At 66.4% G+C, this 18,027-nt stretch carries 22 protein-coding genes; 14 read left to right on the top strand and 8 right to left on the bottom strand.

Features of this window, described 5'->3' with window-relative positions; genetic code table 11:
- The first annotated feature begins 63 nt into the window (after positions 1-63).
- The 9 genes from H7694_RS02010 (at position 64) to H7694_RS01970 (ending at position 9,291) form a co-directional block, all read left to right on the top strand.
- Positions 64-1,428 (top strand): hypothetical protein, encoded by a 1,365-nt coding sequence (locus H7694_RS02010; protein WP_193597899.1) that lies wholly within the window; start codon positions 64-66, stop codon positions 1,426-1,428.
- Positions 1,425-2,918: an SCO6880 family protein gene (locus tag H7694_RS02005; RefSeq protein WP_193597898.1), complete on the top strand. Its 1,494-nt coding sequence runs from the start codon at positions 1,425-1,427 to the stop codon at positions 2,916-2,918. The genes H7694_RS02010 and H7694_RS02005 overlap by 4 nt, the downstream gene beginning before the upstream one ends.
- Positions 2,915-4,504: a hypothetical protein gene (locus tag H7694_RS02000; protein ID WP_193597897.1), complete on the top strand. Its 1,590-nt coding sequence runs from the start codon at positions 2,915-2,917 to the stop codon at positions 4,502-4,504. Before H7694_RS02005 ends, H7694_RS02000 begins: the two co-directional genes overlap by 4 nt.
- Complete coding sequence (locus H7694_RS01995; protein ID WP_193597896.1) at positions 4,501-5,769, top strand: MinD/ParA family protein; 1,269 nt, start codon at positions 4,501-4,503, stop codon at positions 5,767-5,769. The genes H7694_RS02000 and H7694_RS01995 overlap by 4 nt, the downstream gene beginning before the upstream one ends.
- Before the next feature lie 13 nt (positions 5,770-5,782).
- Positions 5,783-7,600, top strand: a complete 1,818-nt coding sequence (locus tag H7694_RS01990; protein WP_193597895.1) for a type IV secretory system conjugative DNA transfer family protein — start codon at positions 5,783-5,785, stop codon at positions 7,598-7,600.
- On the top strand, positions 7,597-7,986 hold the full coding sequence (locus H7694_RS01985; RefSeq protein WP_193597894.1) for a hypothetical protein: 390 nt from the start codon (positions 7,597-7,599) through the stop codon (positions 7,984-7,986). Before H7694_RS01990 ends, H7694_RS01985 begins: the two co-directional genes overlap by 4 nt.
- The gene (locus tag H7694_RS01980; protein ID WP_193597893.1) at positions 7,983-8,462 is read left to right on the top strand and encodes a hypothetical protein; all 480 of its coding nucleotides are present in this window, start codon (positions 7,983-7,985) and stop codon (positions 8,460-8,462) included. The genes H7694_RS01985 and H7694_RS01980 overlap by 4 nt, the downstream gene beginning before the upstream one ends.
- A 38-nt stretch (positions 8,463-8,500) precedes the next feature.
- A complete protein-coding gene (locus tag H7694_RS01975; protein WP_186806186.1) occupies positions 8,501-8,947 on the top strand; it encodes a single-stranded DNA-binding protein in 447 nt (148 codons plus the stop codon).
- A gap of 83 nt (positions 8,948-9,030) precedes the next feature.
- Positions 9,031-9,291: a hypothetical protein gene (locus H7694_RS01970; protein ID WP_147039227.1), complete on the top strand. Its 261-nt coding sequence runs from the start codon at positions 9,031-9,033 to the stop codon at positions 9,289-9,291.
- A 185-nt stretch (positions 9,292-9,476) separates the two neighbouring features.
- Here the strand turns inward: H7694_RS01970 and H7694_RS01965 are convergent, their stop codons facing one another.
- The 7 genes from H7694_RS01965 to H7694_RS01935 all read right to left on the bottom strand — a co-directional run bounded on the left by H7694_RS01965 (position 9,477) and on the right by H7694_RS01935 (position 14,412).
- The gene (locus tag H7694_RS01965) at positions 9,477-9,959 is read right to left on the bottom strand and encodes a helix-turn-helix domain-containing protein (protein WP_227468241.1); all 483 of its coding nucleotides are present in this window, start codon (positions 9,957-9,959) and stop codon (positions 9,477-9,479) included.
- 46 nt (positions 9,960-10,005) lie between these two features.
- A complete protein-coding gene (locus H7694_RS01960) occupies positions 10,006-10,377 on the bottom strand; it encodes a recombinase family protein (protein ID WP_222591668.1) in 372 nt (123 codons plus the stop codon).
- A 374-nt stretch (positions 10,378-10,751) separates the two neighbouring features.
- The gene (locus tag H7694_RS01955; RefSeq protein WP_033105401.1) at positions 10,752-11,117 is read right to left on the bottom strand and encodes a rhodanese-like domain-containing protein; all 366 of its coding nucleotides are present in this window, start codon (positions 11,115-11,117) and stop codon (positions 10,752-10,754) included.
- 32 nt (positions 11,118-11,149) lie between these two features.
- Complete coding sequence (locus tag H7694_RS01950) at positions 11,150-11,668, bottom strand: DUF4395 domain-containing protein (protein ID WP_033105402.1); 519 nt, start codon at positions 11,666-11,668, stop codon at positions 11,150-11,152.
- Between the two features lie 20 nt (positions 11,669-11,688).
- Positions 11,689-12,459 (bottom strand): sulfite exporter TauE/SafE family protein, encoded by a 771-nt coding sequence (locus H7694_RS01945; protein WP_193597891.1) that lies wholly within the window; start codon positions 12,457-12,459, stop codon positions 11,689-11,691.
- A gap of 17 nt (positions 12,460-12,476) precedes the next feature.
- Complete coding sequence (locus tag H7694_RS01940; protein ID WP_182252225.1) at positions 12,477-13,886, bottom strand: MBL fold metallo-hydrolase; 1,410 nt, start codon at positions 13,884-13,886, stop codon at positions 12,477-12,479.
- Positions 13,887-14,046: 160 nt separating this feature from the next.
- On the bottom strand, positions 14,047-14,412 hold the full coding sequence (locus H7694_RS01935) for a thioredoxin family protein (RefSeq protein WP_033105406.1): 366 nt from the start codon (positions 14,410-14,412) through the stop codon (positions 14,047-14,049).
- Between the two features lie 294 nt (positions 14,413-14,706).
- Here H7694_RS01935 and H7694_RS01930 point away from each other — a divergent pair, with 294 nt between their 5' ends.
- The 5 genes from H7694_RS01930 to H7694_RS01910 all read left to right on the top strand — a co-directional run bounded on the left by H7694_RS01930 (position 14,707) and on the right by H7694_RS01910 (position 17,645).
- The gene (locus H7694_RS01930; protein ID WP_033105407.1) at positions 14,707-15,000 is read left to right on the top strand and encodes a metal-sensitive transcriptional regulator; all 294 of its coding nucleotides are present in this window, start codon (positions 14,707-14,709) and stop codon (positions 14,998-15,000) included.
- Between the two features lie 161 nt (positions 15,001-15,161).
- Complete coding sequence (lgt, locus tag H7694_RS01925) at positions 15,162-16,055, top strand: prolipoprotein diacylglyceryl transferase (RefSeq protein ID WP_193597890.1); 894 nt, start codon at positions 15,162-15,164, stop codon at positions 16,053-16,055.
- 222 nt (positions 16,056-16,277) lie between these two features.
- Positions 16,278-16,643, top strand: a complete 366-nt coding sequence (locus H7694_RS01920; RefSeq protein WP_147040816.1) for an ArsR/SmtB family transcription factor — start codon at positions 16,278-16,280, stop codon at positions 16,641-16,643.
- On the top strand, positions 16,640-17,323 hold the full coding sequence (locus H7694_RS01915; RefSeq protein ID WP_147040818.1) for a cation transporter: 684 nt from the start codon (positions 16,640-16,642) through the stop codon (positions 17,321-17,323). Before H7694_RS01920 ends, H7694_RS01915 begins: the two co-directional genes overlap by 4 nt.
- Positions 17,324-17,453: 130 nt before the next feature.
- On the top strand, positions 17,454-17,645 hold the full coding sequence (locus H7694_RS01910; RefSeq protein ID WP_147040820.1) for a hypothetical protein: 192 nt from the start codon (positions 17,454-17,456) through the stop codon (positions 17,643-17,645).
- Between the two features lie 46 nt (positions 17,646-17,691).
- On the opposite strand, the gene H7694_RS01905 is transcribed toward H7694_RS01910, so the two are convergent.
- Entirely contained in the window at positions 17,692-18,009 is a 318-nt protein-coding gene (locus H7694_RS01905; protein WP_188399009.1) for a metal-sensitive transcriptional regulator, read from the bottom strand.
- Positions 18,010-18,027: the final 18 nt, after the last annotated feature.

Here is an 18,027-nt window from a genome sequence, read left to right as displayed (position 1 = left end):
CTCCTCGGGCTCCTGGCAGGAGTGTGCGCGCTGGCCCCTGCCCACGCAGTCACTCATGATCATGTGACCACCATGGCCGCGACCGCACCGGCCAGAGTTCTGATTCCAGTCACTGGACAACCATGGTCATCCCCCGCGTATCCGGTCCTCTGCAAGGAAACTTCCGGCCAAGTGTCGTGCACGCCCACGAACGGCAGCGACGTCAAGCCACAGCAGTGTTTCCGAGGCGTCCTCATGGATGGTATCCGCGCCACAGTCTGCACGACCTACGAGGGTCATGTGCGGGCGATTCAAGAAGCCGGCGGCAAAGCGCTCATAGTCGAGTACGGGTGCAGCGTGGGCGACGTGGTCTGCGTAACGTTCGAGAACGCGGGGCGCGGCATGGCGATGGGTACCACCGCCGTCATGCTGCTGGTCGCGGCGAACATGCGGTTCGACACCACCACAGTGCTGTGGACGGCAGCGGTCGGCGAATGGTCGTTCTGGCAGTGGGCAGTGCTCGCCGTGCTCTTCGGAGCGATGGTCTGGGCGATCGCGGCGGCGATCGTGTCCGGCAACCGAGACGAACTGGTCGGCGCCATCGTGCGCACGTTCATCGCGATTCCCGCCGTCCCTTTGACCTTGTGGGGCATCGGGCATCTTTTGAACGCGATCGATGACCTCACCTGGTACGTCATGAACCGGGACGGCCCGATCACGCTCTTCCAGGACCTGCAGAAAGTGATGTGGGCCGGCGGACAGGCCAACTACTTCTTCGCCTTCCTCATCCACGGGCTCTTGCTGTTGGCGATGTTGCTGCTGATGCTCGTCTTCGCATTCCGGAACATCGCACTGGCCGCGCTGATCGCCGTAGGTCCGGTCGCGTGGATGCTGTTCCCGGTGAAGACCGTCGGTCCGCAGTGGGTCGTCAGATACGTCTCGGCCACGGTCGCCCTGCTGCTGGCGGGGCCGCTGACGAACGGGTTCGTCGCGTTGATCGTGAACGGGCTGGCGGACGTGGAGAGCATCTGGGACCCGCAGTCCTGGCCGCTCCTGGTGGGTCTCGTCCTCGCCGCGTTCGCACCGCTGGCGGTATTTGGGCTGTTCAGTTTCGTCGGAGGATCGGCCACCGACAGCCTCGGCTCCCGCATCGGCAGCTCTGCGGGCCGGGTCGCCACGAGCGCGGCGCGTTCGGCCGGTCGGATGCCGTCACGATTGGCCGGCATGCCCGCCGGCATCCCCGCAGCAGGAGCCGCCCGTGGCGCCGTATCCGCAACCGCGGCCAAGCCGTCCCGCTCCAGCACGCAACGCCCCGCGGGGGCCGGGAGCCCAGCCCGGAGCCGCACCGCACCGACCGCGAAGCCCGCCGCAAATAGCGCCCCTACCGCGTCCCGCCCGACGCCGCCGGCAACACCGGCACCTCCGCACCCTGAGAGGAAGATGCCATGACCGCTGCATCGAATGAAGAGCGCCCGGTCCGGCTTCCTGGCCGCTCACGCCAGGGGATCGTGTTGGGCATGGACGGCTGGCAGCTGGGGTGCATCGCCGCGGCCGCGGTCATCGTGCTGATCTTCACCAACCGATTCGGCCCGGTCGGGCTTCTCTACGCGGCCCCGCTCTACCTCGCGCTCGGGATCGGCGCGGTGATCACCGTCCACGGGCTGTCTGCGCCAAAGATGCTCGGTCTGTGGGTGATGAAGCAGACGCGTCACGCGACAGGTGCCACGACCCAGGTCTTCCGCCCCGAGCATGTCCAGGTGGTCGGCACGTTGAACCTGCCCGGGGTTCGCGCCTCGGTCCAGTTATGGGACGTGGATGGTGTCGCGTGCGTGTACGACCCACGTGGCCGCACCGTGTCGGTGACCGCGGAGCTTGAAGTTCAAGGGTTCTTGATGCACAACGCCCCGGAGCGTCTCGATCTCGCGCAGCAGTGGTCGCGAGTGTTGGCATCGTTCACGCAGCGGCCCGGCGTCACGCGCATCACCTTGCAGGAGCGCACGCTGCCGACGACTATTCGCAGCGCGCGAGAGCACTACGACACGGTCACGGAGCATCGAGAGCTCGACCGGACCTCACCTGTCGCGGCGAACTATGAGCGCGTCATGAACGACTCCGAACGGTTCGCTGTCGCGCATCGCAACTACCTGACGTTCACGCTCAACCTCGTCACCCTCGGCGCACAGGTCAAAGCGCTCGGAGGCGGCCGAACCGGGGCCCAGGCCCTGGCGCTGATCGAAACCCGCACCCTCGCCGACGCTCTGACCGCCGCGAAGATCAATGTCCGCTCGTGGCTGTCGCCCCGGGAGATCGCCGCCCTCGCGCGGATCGCGTTCGACCCCGAATTCGCCGCCAACGTCCAAAACCGCACGGAGAGTCTTTCCGGTGTAGATCCGCTGGCGATCGGGCCGATGTATCTCGAGGAGCCGGCCGGTTCGAACCGGCTGGTGCGCACCGACTCCGGTGTGCATACGACGATGTGGATCCACGAGTGGCCACGGTCCGATGCCCACGTCGGCTTCGTCTCTCCCCTGGTGTTCGCTCGGCACCCGCACACCGGGGAAGCTGTCACGCACATCCTCTCCCTCGTCCTCACACCCGTTCCCTTGAAGCAGGCGCTCAAGCGGGTGCGGGATGAGAAGAAGGTGTGGCGCGGGAACGAGAAGCTCCGCGCGAAACGGGGCACGGACGGGAACGCCGCCGACGACGCCGACTGGCTCGCCCTCGAAAAGGAAGAGCAGGAACTTGTCGCCGGTCACGGTGAGTTTCGCTACGGCGGGTATCTCACCGTGACCGCTCCGGATGAGGAGCAACTCGACCAGGCGCTGGCCGGGATGCGGAACGCTCTCGCGCAAGCGGAGATGGAAGCGCAGATCCTGTACTGCCAGCAAGCCGAAGCGCTCATGGTCAACGCAATCCCCATCGGGCTGGGGATGAGATGATGACCCGCCGCAGCCTGATCTTCGAACCCGACGGCCTCTCCCGAAGGGAACGCCGCGCACTCCACAGGGAGAACGCCCGGTACGAACGATACGATGCCCCGCCTCCTGTCGCGCGCCGTGACCACGGACTCCCGGAGCCGGCTGTCCCGGGTCCGTTCGGCCCCGGACTCGCCGAATCCGGATATTGGAGTCTCGCCCCGTTGCAGGTTCCGCCCCATCAGGCGACATCGCAGCACATCGCCGGCATCTACCCGTTCGTCGCGGACGCCGGGCTCGGGCACCGGGGGCCGATCGTGGGTGTGGACCTCAACGCCGACTCGCTCTGGCACTTCTCGCCCTGGGAAACCTACGCGGACAGCAGCGACCGGGGCTCGTTCTCGACCAACGTGCTGGTGCTGGGCGCCTACCGGGCCGGGAAAAGCGCGGTCATCAAGACCCTCGTGACCCGGTCGATGGCGTTCGGGCACCAAGCCGTGGTGCCCTCCGATCCGAAAGGTGAATGGGTGACCGTCGCCGAAGCGATCCCCGGAGGGAACGTCATCCGGCTCGGTGGCGCATACGACACCCGTCTGAACCCGCTCGACCGGGGCCCGCGCCGCACCGGTGTCACGAATGAACAGCACGAGCAGATGGTCAAGCAGCGCCGCATCACCGTCCTGACCTCCCTGGTGGAAGCGGCCCTCCCCGCCTCGCATCTCACGGCCGTCGAGCACGCCGCTCTCCTCGAAGCTCTCGAGCGCTGCATCACCCACACGAACGACCGGCCGACCCTGCGCGGGGTGTACGTCGAGCTGACTGCGCTGGCTCGGGAGACCGATCAGGACCGGCATCTTGCGCAAGGCGCCATCCAGCCCAGCTTCGTCCTGCGTCGATTCGTCAACGGCGACCTCTCCGGACTCTTCGAAGACGAATCGACCGTCAGCTTCGACGACGCCGCCCCCATTGTCGTCGTCGACACCTCCGAGCTGTTCGCTCGTGGGGATCTGGTCGCGCAGCTGTCACAGATCTGCACCACTGCCTGGAATCAGGCCGTAATCTCCGACCGCAGCGCACACCGCACCCGGTACGTCATCCGCGAAGAAGGCTGGCGCGACATGACCTCACTCGCCTCGCTGCAGATGTACCAGCAGTGGCTGAAGCTCTCTCGTCACTACGGGATCAGCAACATCGTCATTCTGCACAAGATGGGCGACCTGGACGCTGTCGGCGAAGCAGATTCCCAAGAACGAAATCTCGCCTACTCGATCGCCGGCGATATCGAGAACAAGTTCATCTTCCGCATCAACCAGCAAGAAGGTACCAGCATCCAACAGCGCCTGAGCATCCCGCCCGCGCACGCCGCCATGGCGCGCCAGTTGCGGAAGGGTGAGTTCCTCGCCTACGTCGGACAGTTCTCCTACCTGGTGGATGCGTTCGCCACCTCTACCGAGTGGGAGTACGACCTCTTCGAGACCGATGACGCCATGGACCTCGACAGCCGATACGACGACGAGTTCCGCAATCTCGACGACCCGGTGGTCGATTCGCTCTGGCCCGACGACACCTCGGTCGACGGATGGCTGACCGCCCAGAAGGAACTGCAATGACCACCAAGACCACGCCCCGCGCATACGCGACCGTCACCGGCCCGAACGCCACCTTCATCGCCCCCAACGGTGACGCAGAACCCATCTCCGCCTCCGCGGACGAGGACATCCGCCACATCGTCGTGCGGCGCGCGACGGACGAAGCCAGGCGCACCGGAAGCGCCCTCGAGCTCATCACCTCCGGGGACCGCGGGGAACACCACCTCCTCATCAGCGCAACCGGCGACATCACCGCCGCACCAACAGCCGACGCCACGCTGCCGTCTATCACCCCCGAGGCGACGGAGCCCGCTCCTGCCGCTGCCCCACCTGGGCCGGACGACGTCAGCGCCGAAGAAGATGCCTCGGCTTCGCGACATTCGTTCATCGCGCCTGGCGCCGACGCGCCACACGCGAGCACCGGATGGCGAGGCCTCGCGGCACGCGCCGGCATCCCGATCGCCGAAACGAAAATGCAGCAGCGACGGCGCGAAGCCATCTCACGGGTGTCTCGGCATTGGGCCGGATACCGGAACATCGCGGTCGCCAACGGCAAGGGCGGTGTCGGCAAGACCATGACATCCGCGATGGTCGCGGCAGTGTTCGCCCGATACGGCGGCGGCAACGTTCTGGCCTGGGACAACAACGACACCCGCGGCACGCTGGGCTGGCGCACTGAACAGGGACTCTATGACACGACCATCCGCGATCTCCTCCCCGCCGCCCACGACCTGCTCGCCGCGACAGCATCCGTCTCGGACATCTCCCGGTTCGTACATCACCAGCCCGATGATCGCTACGACGTCCTCCGCTCCAACCCGGAACTGCTCGCCGCACATCAGCGGATCGAGAAGGACGAGTTCGACCTGCTGCTGCAGGTCGCCGTGCGCTACTACCGGCTCATCGTGTTCGACTCCGGCAACGATGAGTCCGCCGACCGGTGGCTCCGCATGATCGACAACTCCCACCAACTCGTCATCCCCACCCTCCCCTCCCCCGAATCCGCCGAGTCCGCCTCCCTGCTCCTGGACGCGCTCCGCCAGCGCGACCGGCACTCGGCGGCATTGGCCGCGAACGCCGTCGTGGTCGTCACCACCCCCGAATCAGGCTCCCGCCGCGACGCCGAAACCATCGCCGCCGGATTCGCCGACCAGGTCAGGGTCGTCGAGACCATCCCGTTCGACCCCGCGCTCAAGAGCGGGCCGCTGCGATTCGACGCCCTCGGCCGGACCGCGCAGGACGCGTGGCTTCGCGTCGCCGCAGCTGGCGCCACCGGGCTGGACTGAACAGGACCTCATCATGAACAGCAGCTGGTTCGGCAAGGCACTCGCTGTCGTCGTGGCGGCAGCGTTCATCCTGGCGCTTGCGTTCACCTTTATCGCTGAAGCCATCACCCAGATGGTGTGCGGTGTCCGGCCTGAAGCGACCAGCCTGTTCTCCGGTCTCATCCTCGCCGTCACCGGAGACCCAGCCCAGTACCGGCTCAACGGGTGCGCGCTGCCCCTGTGGCAGATCCGCGTCGCAGGTCTCGTCGCGGTACTGCTGCTGGTCGGCCTCGGGGTCGCGGTGTACGTTCTCTACCGCCGGTACCGGGAATCGGATCGGGCGTTCGTCGCCGACCTGCGCAACCGGCCCGGGTTCGCTCCGGCATCCGAGATCCGCCAGCACCTCTCCGCCCGCGCCGTGCTGCGCCGCGCCCGCCAGCTCCGCCCAGACCTGGAGCATCCGAAGCCGACGGATGTGGGGTGGCGTGTCGGACGCTCCCGCGGCCGCGACGTCTACGTGTCGATCGAAGACTCCGTCGCCCTCGAAGGACCACCCCGCTCCGGTAAGGGGTACCGGGTGCTCATCTCCGCGATCCTCGACTGGTCAGGCCCCCTCATCACCACCTCGACGACGAACGACAACCTCACCGCGACGATGCACATGCGCCAGCACCGCGGACAAACCCACGTCTTCGACCCCCAAGGACTCTCCGGCATCCGCCACCCACTCCGGGTGAGCCCCCTGGCCGGGTGCGAGGATCCCCTCGTGGCGATGCAGCGCGGCAATGCCATCATCACCGGCACCGCGCTGGGCGCCTCGACCACGAACGGAGAATGGGCACAAGCATCCGGCGTCGTCCTCGGCCGCCTCCTCCACGCCGCCGCCGTCGGCGACCGCACCATCGAAGACATCTATGACTGGGGATCCAGCCCCGCCCTCGCCCGCACCGCCGTCGACGTGCTCCGCTCCGACGGCGCACCCGGATGGGGCGATAACCTCGAAGCGACCATCAGCGGGGACGAGAAGCTCGTCTCCTCGATCTGGTTCGGCGTCCAAGGCGCCGTCGCGCCTCTTGCTGTCCCGCAGATCCGTGCCGCGCTGATGCCCGGTCGCGGCGACCCGGTCTTCAACCCGAACGAGTTCCTCGACGCCGCGAACACGCTGTACCTGGTCGGTTCGTCTTCCGGTGCGTCCGCGATGGGCGGGTTCCTCGGCGCGCTGCTGGATGACATCGTTGAGGTCGCCCGCGTACGCGCGCTCGCCTCACCGGGGTCCCGGCTCGCGCACCCGCTGGGGCTCATTCTGGACGAGATCGCGAACATGTTCCGCTGGGGAGCACTCCCCCGCGTCATGGCAGACGGCGGCGGCCGCGGCATCTGCACGTTCGTTGTCCTCCAAGCCCTCTCCCAAGCAGAAACAGCATGGTCCCGCGCAGAAGCCGACACCATCTGGGCCGCCGCCACAGCCAAAGTCCTCCTCGGCGGGGCATCCCACGTCGCGCACCTGCGGGACGTTGAAGCGCTGCTCGGAACGCGTGACGCTCGCCGCACCGAACGGTCCTGGGACAGCGACCATACCGGGCACCACACCAGCGAGCGTCAGGAACGGTTGCCGCTGATGTCGGTCGACGAGATCCGGCGGATGCCGCAAACCCTCGGCCTCCTCGCCTACCGCAACCGCAGGGGTGTGCTCCTCGACCTCGCCGGCTGGGACGAACGGCGCGACGCGCGCGAGATCCAGCACGGCAAACGCCACACCGAACAGCAACAGCAAGCCGTGTTCACCGCGGCCCCGCAACCGCCACAGGCTGCGGACCCAGTCAAACAGGCAGAGGCGGTGAGCGACGAATGAGCAACAGACGACGCACCGGTCTGAAGAACCTGTACCGAGACGAGTTCCTCCGCTCCCGCGCCTGGTTCGCCAGACGAGAGCGCTGGTTCCGCGACCACACCAGCAACGGGAACGTGCCATGCGCGGCCTGTGGACTCCCGGGATCGAAGACGCAACTCGAGCTGCACCATCTCGACTATCGCGGGGTGCGGATCATTCGGGGTGAGTGGCAGGCATGGGAAGACGACGAAGACCTCATCGCCTTGCACCCGTATTGTCACGAACTCTTGCATCGACTGATCGACCGCGACATCGTCCTGGCCTCGCACCGGACCCGTCGGCAGGCATCGGCGCATGCCCTGCAGGTGCTGCAGGTGAAGCTGCGACCGGCGAAGCACGCATCATGAGTGACTTCGACCCGGCAGATGTCGATGCGCTTCTCGCCCAGGAACTTAGCGGCTTCGACCCGCACTCCCGGCACGGCGGATCCGCCCCGATCGGCGGACTCGTCACCAACTGGCGAGAACTCACAGCCGACGAAGCCGCCGAGCGATGGAACGTCCTGCGGGCATGGGTCGAGTGGTTCACGGTCCGCTACAACATCCCCCTCAGCGTCGTCCCCACTTGCTGGTGGAAACACGGCCACCTCGTCGAAGAGCTCTCCGCCCTCCACACCGCACACGTCGCCGCGTTCGATTCCAGCGACGCCGGATTCGGACCTATCGGTTGGCACGAACGACTCGCCATCGCCACCCCCCGACTCGCGAGGGCATATGGCGGCGGATGCAACAACGGGCACAAACCCGCCAAACCCCGCACCTGGACGGACGTCACTGACGAGCAGGAATGGACGGCGTGGGCCAGCCAGGGCCACGCACAATGAGGACGCCACCAGGTGTCCCTGACGAAAGGAAGAAGGAGATGACCACCAAGATCCCGGTCACGCTGGAGGGCAACCTCACCGCCGACCCGGAACACGGCACCGGAGAATCAGGCAACGAGTACGCCCGGTTCTCACTCGCGGTCAACGACCGTCGCCTCAACGAGGACACCGGACGCTGGGAAGACGCCGGCACGGTGTTCCACCGGGTCGTCGTGTTCAACCAGCAGGCCCGCCACGTGACCGACTCGCTCCACAAGGGCGACGCCGCGATCGTCGTCGGAGACCTCCGCTTCGGCACGTACACCGACAAGGACAGCGGCCAGACACGCGAGACCCGCGACGTCGTCGCCGACAACGTCGGCGCATCCCTGCGGTTCACCGACGCGACCATCAACCGCGCCCCAAAAGCTAACGGCCCCGCAGCAGAAGCTTCGGGGCCGGTAGCGGAACCGGCCTCGTACGCCGGAACCGGAGTCACCCGCTGACCATCCAGCCAAGCGGACGGGAGTCATCGTACTCCCGTCCGCTTACCAATGACATCCCAACGACCGACCAGTACCCTGAGCCCATGCCTGACGCCGAAGAATGGATCCTCGCACTCGGCCTTCGCCCGGTGAGCGATGACCCCAACGACTCGGCCATTCCCGACGCCGTGCTCAACGGCCCTTCGCTGTCTCTCACGGCGAAGGCACTGTATGCCCTAGTGCTCTCGACACAGGGTCGGCCACTCAACCCGTTTGAGGACGCATTCGAGGACTCGAAGGACATCCACGCAGCGATCGACGAGCTCGTCGCCGCCGGCCTGGTTGTACGCACAACAAAGCAGTAAAGGAAATCCAGTAGAGGAAGGCGCCCGGATGCCGAACCTCACCGTCCCCAAGAGAGACGGCGGATCCGCGACCGAATGAAACCTGAACGAGCACAGCCAAACCGGACACTGCGCCACTACCCAACAGGGAATCCTGACGGGCTGTGGAGAGTGGTATCGGGGCGCTGCGCAGGAGCCGCGGTGGCCTAGGTGTCGGCGTGCTCTGCACGAGCCACCGCGATACCGTGTCGGCGGTTGCAGACTTCCTCGCAGACCTCGTCCTCGATGAGCCCGCGGCGTACGGCGTCTCCGACCTCCGACCAGGTGCCGTCCGGGTCGACGATCAGCGAGTCATACCCGTCCGTCTGCACGCCCTTCACGTAGGGGAATCGCGTGAGCTCGTCGACGAGCTTCGCCCGGTCAATGAAATCGGCGGCGTAGCGCTGGCAAATCTCGTAGGGGGTCGCGCCGGAGAATCCGTCCAGCGGCATCGTCACCTTCGCCGCGGTGCGGAGCGCGCTGAGCACCGACGGCTGCGCGATCCCGAGCCACTTGGCAATCTCCCGCTGACTGTATCCGTGCTGATCCAGGCGGCGCAGCTCGCGCCGGTAGTCCAGCTCGACCATCTCCTTCCGGCGGCGCGCGAGCACTGCCGCACGCGCCTCGGGCGGAACCTCCGCGATCGTCATGGCGGCCACCTCCGATAGGCCATTCTATCAGGGGTGATAGATACCGTTATCGGTTGAGGGCTCGGCGCACGCTGGTGGCTCCGACTCCCAGCACGCGGGAGATGCTCGCCCAGCTGTACTGCTCGGCCCGCATGCGCTCGGCTGTTCCGATCCGCTCGGGTATGGTGACGCTTGGCCGGCCGCCGACGCGGCCCTGGCTGCGGGCGTAATCCAGGCCGCGGGTTGTGTTGTCTCGGATGGTGTCGACGCGGAGCTGCGCAAACACTGCGACGATGCCGTAGAGGACGCGACCCATCGGTGTCGCGGTGTCGATCGTCGGCTCGGTGAGGCTGACGATGTTCACCTGTCGGGCGTCGAGCTCCTGCAACGTCTCGATCGGGATGTGCTCACTGCCAGCGAGACGGTCGACGCGGCGCACTTTGAGGCTACCCCCGGACGCAGGTACTCGAGACAGGCGAGCCACTACGGGCGCGGTTCTGCTCGCGCTTGGAGACTCAGGCGTAGCCGACTTCGTGTGCCATGCCGAAAACGGTACCGCCGATGTTTCGGCGCGGTTGGGTTTCGGCAGGGGGTTTCGGCGGGTCATTTCTCGGCGTGTCGTGCACTTGGTCGTCGACGTCGGCGGGGCTGCCGATAACGATCGTTTTCGGTGGGCTAAGGCGAGCAGGCTTGAACAGGCGGGGCGGGTATCTGGGGACCCCGCCCCGCCTGTGCATCGCGAGGCAGCGCTCGAGCGATGCGGTGGCGTGCTGTGCACGCAGGTACGTGCTCGTGGGGGCGAGCACGTACGTCTCAGGGCTGCACGACGGGGAGGCCTGTCGTGGCGGCGGCGTCTTCCAGGGAGCCGAGGTTGAGGAGGTCGGTGAAGCCGGCCTGCTTCATCAGGTCGATGGCGACTCCTGCCCGGTTACCTGAACGGCAGTAGACGAGGTAGGTGGCTTCGGGGTCGAGGTCCGGCAGCGCAGCTTGGAGGTCGCCGCCCGTGACGTCGAGCAGGAGGGCGCCGTCGAGGTGGCCGGTCGCGTGCTCGGCGGGGGTGCGCACGTCGATGATGACCGCGTCGGGGTCGAGGTCGGCCTGTGGTGTGGGTGTGCTGGCGCAGGAGGTGAGCGTGAGTGCGGTGATGACGGCGAGGGTGGTGAGGGTGAGGCGGCGCATGTGCGTCCTTTCGTTGTGAGGGAGCGAGGGTGTCAGCGGTCGCAGGCGCCGTTGGCGCAGTGGCGGGTGGGCTGCCTACTGAAGCGTTGGTGCAGGGCACATCCCGCGCACCACCCGAGGGTGGCTTCTAGGAGCAGGACTGTGAAGCAGGGTCCGCAGAGCCCGAGAGTCACGGGTAGCGGGACCATTCCAGCGCGCATCGTCACGCACGAGATAGCAGCGAGACCGAGGGCGAGCCACCAGGCGAAGACCTTCTGCGGCGCGCCTACCCAGTGCCGACGGCGGCGGCGTGTCAGAGCACGGCCGAGGGCGAGAGTGAGGGACAGCCGGTCGCTGATGAGTACGCGCGTCGTCATGTCGAGGAGGAAGAACATGCCGAACATCTGCAGCGGCCTGATGCTGTCGGAGGCGAGCGTGATGGTAAGAGCGGTGATGCCTATGGCGAGGAGGATGCCGGCGGCGATGCGGACGGCGTGCTCGTCGAGGACGGGCACCTCGTATCCGTCGACGTGTTCCCCGGCGCGGGGCGCGGTGTCGGTCGCGTGAGGCATCGGCTTCTTTCTGGTGGTGGTCAGGCGGAGAGCGTCTGAATGATGAGGGTGGCGAGCATGGTCAGCCCCACGGCCAGCACCAGAACCCCGAACCCGGTGCGGATGCCGGCAGCCGGGAGGCGATGCGACAGTGCCAGACCGATGAAGGATCCGGCGACGGCGAGCGCGGTGAAGGTGAGGACGATGGGCCAGTGGATGGCCACGGTCGTGATCTGGGTGAGGAAGCCGGCGGACGAGTTCACGACGATGACTAGTAGCGATGTCCCCACTGCAGCGGCGATGGGCTGGCCGAGGAAGGTGAGGGCGGGGACGATGAGGAACCCACCGCCTGCTCCCAGTGCCCCTGTGAGGACTCCCACGCCGAGTCCCGTACCTGTCGTTCGGATCCCACGGACGACCGGCCGCGTCGGAGGGCGCCCCGCGCGTTCTCGTCGCGGCCGCATCATGGCGATCGCTGTGACGATCATGATCGCCGCGAACAGAACGGTGAGCACGGTTTCTGGTAGCAGCTGACCAGCCATCCCGCCACCGATTCCCCCGATCAAGCCGGTCGCCGCGAAGACGCCGGCGACTTTCCAGCGCACCTCGTGTCGGCGCACACGGAAGGCGGCGGAGACGGCGCTGGTGATGGCGACGACGAAGAGAGAGGAGACGATCGTCTCCCTCGTTCCGATGCCCAGGACGAGGGAGAAGATGGGGAAGGTGAGGATGGAGCCCCCGCCGCCGAGGAGCCCGAGTGCGACACCGACAAGGGCCGCGAGAGTCATCGCGAGGATGATGGAGGTGTCCACTCGAGCTCCTCGGCCGCTCAGGCGGCCGTCGGCCGAGACGGCGTCGCGGCGAGCCAGGCGTTGTAGCTGCCTTCGATCTCGATGACGTCGTGCCCGGCCCGGCGCAGGGCGCTGGCGACGACGCTATTGCGGACGCCGCTCTGGCAGTAGGTGAGGATCTTGCCGGCGGGCAGTTCGTCGGTGTGCCAGAGGGCCCGACCACCGGAGAGCTGCGCGGCGCCGGGGATGTGCCCGGCGTTGTACTCGGTACGGTTTCGCACGTCGAGGAGGAGCGCCGCGTCGACCTGGTCCAGGTCGGTGGGGGCGATCGTCTTGGGCTGCACCGTGGGGAGGCCATCGAGGGTGGTGATGAACCCGTCGACCTGATCGATGCCGACCCGCAGCAGATGATCTCGGAACCGGGCCGCGGCGTCCCCCGAGTCGATGAGGAGGACGAGCGGCCGCGTCTCGGTGTCGGGGTCGTAGACCCAGGCACCGTAGCTGGCTGCTCTCGCGACTCCGGGCACGTTCAGCGCGCCCTGAACAGTGCCCTCGTGCACGAGGGAGTGGTGGCGGGTGTCGACCATGATGACCCGGTCGGCGTCGATGTCGGCGTCAAGATCGAAGACGCTGCGCTCGAGGAGCGGAGGAAGTTCGCCCAGCACGGCCGGTCCGACGCGGTTCTGCCGCTTCATTCGTGCGAAGTAGGCGTGTGCGTCGGGCTGATCGTTCAGCAGCGTGTCGATGAATCCCTGCTCATCGCCGGCCTCGAGGTAGGGAGCCCACCAGGCGAAGCGCCGCTCGTATCCGACTGTCGAGCTCGGGACGGCGCCGAGCGCCTTGCCGCAGGCGGACCCCGACCCGTGCGCGGGGAGTACCTGCACGTAGTCGGGCAGGGTGAGGAAGTAGTCGCGGAGGCTCGCGAAAAGATCCCGTGCGCCGTCGAAGCGGGTGTCGATGCCGCCTGCGGCCTCGTCCAGCAGGTCCGGGCGTCCGACGTCCCCGACGAACACGAAGTCACCGGTGAGGACATAGCCCGGCTCGGAGGTCGTGGCGCCGTCGATGACGAGGAAGGACAGGTGCTCGGGGGTGTGCCCGGGAGTGTGGACCGCCTCGACCGTGATGTTGCCGACCGTGATGCGGTGACCGTGCATCATCCGGGTGGCGTCTTGGAACCCGACACCGTACTGCCAGTCCGGACCGCCCTCGCCGGAGACACACATCGTCGCCCCGGTACGGGCTGCGAGCTCGCGGGTGCCGGAGAGGTAGTCGGCGTGGATGTGGGTCTCGGTGACCGCGGTGATGGTCATGCTGTTCTTCGCGGCGAGGTCGAGGTAGACCTGGATGTCGCGGCGCGGGTCGACGACGATCGCTTCACCGGTGCGCTGGCAGCCGATGATGTAGCTGGCGTGGGCGAGGTCGTCGTCGTAGAGGCGTTCGAGGAGCATAAGGGTCTCCGTCGCTTTCTTCTGGGTCAGTGCGTGCAAGTGCAGCGCTGGGATTCGGGGACGCCCGCGAGGGCTTGTTCGATGTGCTGGCCGCAGCCGTCCCAGGTGGGCTTGCCGCAGGAGGAGCAGGTGATTCGTGCGCACATGGTGCCAAGTCCTTTCAGGGGGTAGCGGTGTTGGCGAGCTGGCGGCGGACATCGTCCATGTCCAGTCCGCGGGCCTTCTCGATGAGCAGCTCGAGCTGCGGCTCGGCAAGAGCTCCCGGCTGCCGGTAGACCAGGACGCCGTCGCGGAAGACCATCAGGGTCGGAATCGAGGTGATGCGGTGGGCGGAGGCCAGAGCGGTCTCGGCCTCGGTGTCGACCTTCCCGAAGATGATGTCGGGGTGCCTGTCGGATGCGGCATCGAATACCGGGGCGAAGGCCCGGCAGGGTCCACACCACTCAGCCCAGAAGTCGATCAGCGCGATGCCCTCGGCGTGGGTGAGCTGTTCGAAGTTCCCGGTGGTCAGTTCAACGGTCGCCATCGCCGATCACCGTCCGAACAGGCGGGCGAAGAAGCCACCCCGCTGAGACTGGGCGGCCTGGACTTCGGCACGGGTATGGCTGCCATTGCACCAGTCGGATGCGGGCACGGATTTCCGCACGGATGCGACGTGCTGACCGCACCCGGTCCAGGTCGTCTTTCCACAGGTGTGGCACTTCGTTGCTCTGCACATACGCTGATCTCCTTGCTCGGCGATACCCCGGGGAGTATCAGTTCATGTGAATACGATACCCCGGGGGGTATAGTGGTTGTCAACTCGACGGAAGGACCACCCATGACCGACACCCTCGTCCCCGGCGACCCGCTCGTCCACGACCCCAAGGCCAAGCGCAAAGTCGTCAACCGCCTCAAGCGAGCTCAGGGCCAGCTGGCGGCGGTCATTACGGCCGTCGAGGACGACGCGCACTGCCGCGACGTCGTGCAGCAGCTCTCCGCCGTCTCGAAGGCCCTCGACCGGGCCGGATTCCTCGTGATCTCGACCGCGCTGCGGGAATGCCTCACCGATCCGGACGCCGACGACGTCACCTCCCCCGCCGAGTTGGAGAAGCTCTTCCTCTCCCTGGCCTAAACCGGTCAGGCCCGCTCCTCGGGGCCCTCGCCTGGTGACCTGGGAGGAGTTCGACGATTCCCGTGTCGAACACCGTTAATCTTCCCAGGGCGCTGTTCACAGGGGACCGGCGCTGAACAATGATGTGTTGAGGCATTCACAGCGATGCCAGATGAGGAGCGGTGCTTCGTGCTTTTGACGAGTCTTCCCAGCCCCCACCGTCGTGGGCACAGTTCACCCTCGGGCCGCTCACAATCCACACCTACGCGCTGTGCATCATCGCCGGGATCATCGCCGCCGTGATCATCACCCAACGACGCCTGTCGGCACGAGGCGCGGAGGACGGCGTGGTTGTCGACATCGTCATCTGGGCTGTCCCGATCGGCATCATCGGAGCCCGGTTCTATCACGTGTTCACCCACGTCGGGGACTACTTCTATCCCGGCGCGAACCTCGGGAACATCTTCGCCATCTGGGACGGCGGCAACGCCCTCTACGGGTCCCTCCTGGGCGGCGCTGTCGGTGCGTACATCGGCTGCCGACGAACCGGCATCCGGCTTTGGTCCTTCGCCGACGCTCTCGCGCCCGCGATGCTCATCGCGCAGTCCATGGGTCGGATCGGTAACTACTTCAACCACGAACTCTTCGGGCTGCCCACCACGCTGCCGTGGGGGCTCGAGATCCTGCCGACGGACACCATGTTCCCGGACGGCCTCCCGGCCGGAACGCTGTTCCACCCGCTGTTCCTGTACGAGATCATCTGGAACTTGATCGGCGTCGCGATCATCCTCCTCCTCGAGCACAGATACCGGTTCCGGTGGGGACGCACCTTCGCCCTCTACCTCATCTGGTACGGCCTCGGACGCAGCTGGCTCGAGGCCATCAGAATCGACCCCACCAGCGACGCCCTGTTCGGCATCCCCGCGAACGTCTGGGCATCCTTCGTCGTCGTCGCCCTCGGCATCGTCCTGTTCATCGTCCAGGGCCGGCGCCACCCCGAACCGGAACCCTCCGTGTACCAAGAAGGACGCGCGCCAGCGGTGGAACATCAGCCCAGCAGCGCAGACGCGACCTGAACACCACCCGACCCCTCCAGCTGTCAGCTAGTTCTGTCTGAGCGATCACAGACAAAACGCCTCTTGACGTGGTGCGCCGAAAATCCCTGCCGAAAGGGGATTCCGGAGATCGTTTGCGGCGCCTCATAAGGAGCGAACGGGCCAGTAACGCCGAAAACGATCGTTTACGGCTGATGATCGAGCCTTGCAGAAACGCGGATTAGTTCACGATGTCGTTAATTCATGAGTTCCTGTATTGTCCTGATTGTGCCCATTACTGCTCTCGCGTCCGCGACCCACACCGCGGCGGTCGCCCGTCTCGGCCACGCGCTGTCTGATCCGACCCGTGCGGGTGTCCTGTTGGCGTTGCGGGAAGCTCCTGCATACCCGTCAGACCTCGCGGATGCTCTCGGCGTCTCGCGGCAGGTCATGTCGAACCAGCTTGCATGCCTGCGCGGCTGCGGACTGGTCGAGGCAATCCCGGACGGTCGGCGCACCTGGTACCGACTAGCGGATGCCCACCTCGCCCCTGCCCTCGACGAGCTGATGGGCGTTGTTCTGTTTCTCGAGCCCGGCTGCTGTGGCGGAGAGAGCTGCACCTGCGCATGAGCGCCACCGATATTCGGCTCACCAAGGAGCGCCGCGGTGTCCTCCAGCGGCGCGTCCGGTGGATCGTCACCGCAACGATTGTCTACAACATCGTCGAAGCGATCGTTGCCATCTCGGCTGGCTCAATCGCGTCCTCGACCGCGCTCATCGGATTCGGCCTCGACTCCACCATCGAAGTCCTCTCGGCGGCAGCCGTCGCGTGGCAATTCACACGCCGCGATCCAGAGCGGTGGGAGCAGGGGACGCTGCGCGTCATTGCAATAGCTTTCTTCGCCCTCGCCGCATACGTCATCGTCTCCTCTGCTCTGGCCCTGCTCACTCAGACAGATGTCGAGCATTCGACGCTCGGCATCGTCATGACCGCGCTCAGCGTGGCGACCATGCCCTTCCTCTCGTTCGCGGAACGTCGCGCCGGCCGCGAACTCGGTTCGGCGACGGCAGTCGCGGACTCAAAACAGACCCTCATCTGCACGTACCTGTCCGCCGCGGTGCTCATCGGGCTCGTGCTCAACAGCCTGTTCGGCTGGTGGTGGGCCGACGCGATCGCGGGTCTCGTCATTGCAGGCTTCGCGATCCGCGAGGGCAGCGAAGCCTGGCGCGGCGACGCCTGCGCGACCTCCGTAGGGATGCTCCTTGAAGACGACCACGAGCACGGCGAGCACGACACGCACGAGCACTAAGAATCCACCGACCCGCTGGCGATTAAACGGTAGGTCCGCCCGATGTGCTGGGCATGCGAAGCTGCGGTGGGTGGTCTCATCACCGCACAGAGCACCAGGAAATGCGCGGTGCCGCAGGTAGCGTGGCGGTATGTCGATCGAAACGTATATCGCGGTTCTGCACGACGATGAGGCGGCGGCCGATGATGGCGAATCCGTCCTCTGCCCGCTCCAGCCCAATGGGCAACCGAAGCCCAGCATCGATCACGATGGCGTGCTCTATGACCTCCTTGAAGCTCAGGGGCCGGACGGTGTGTTTGAGTACAGGCGCGCGAGAGCGTGAACCGTTCTGGGCTTCACCAGACCCATCGGAACTGATCTGAAGTGGTTCAGCGCACCAGGCGCGCGATCGCCTGGGACGCTTCACGCACTTTCTCTTCGGCGATGTCGCCGCCGGCGCGAGCTGCATCTGCCACGCAGTGGCGCAGGTGGTCTTCGAGGAGTCCGACGGCAACGCTTTGTAACGCGCTGGTCAGCGCGGAGATCTGAGTGAGGATGTCGATGCAGTACTTCTCGTCCTCGACCATGCGGTAGATACCGCGTGATTGCCCCTCGATGCGCTTGAGGCGGGTGAGGTAGCGGGCTTTGTCGGTGATGTACCCGTGCTCACCGTGGTCGCACGTTGTCTGGTCGGCGGTGTCAGTCATCGGGGTCTCCGGGCGGTC

The sequence above is a fragment of the Microbacterium sp. YJN-G genome, from assembly GCF_015040615.1.
Taxonomy (GTDB): Bacteria; Actinomycetota; Actinomycetes; order Actinomycetales; family Microbacteriaceae; genus Microbacterium.
Note: the sequence above shows the minus strand (reverse complement) of the source record. Positions and strands in the feature narration are given on the sequence as shown.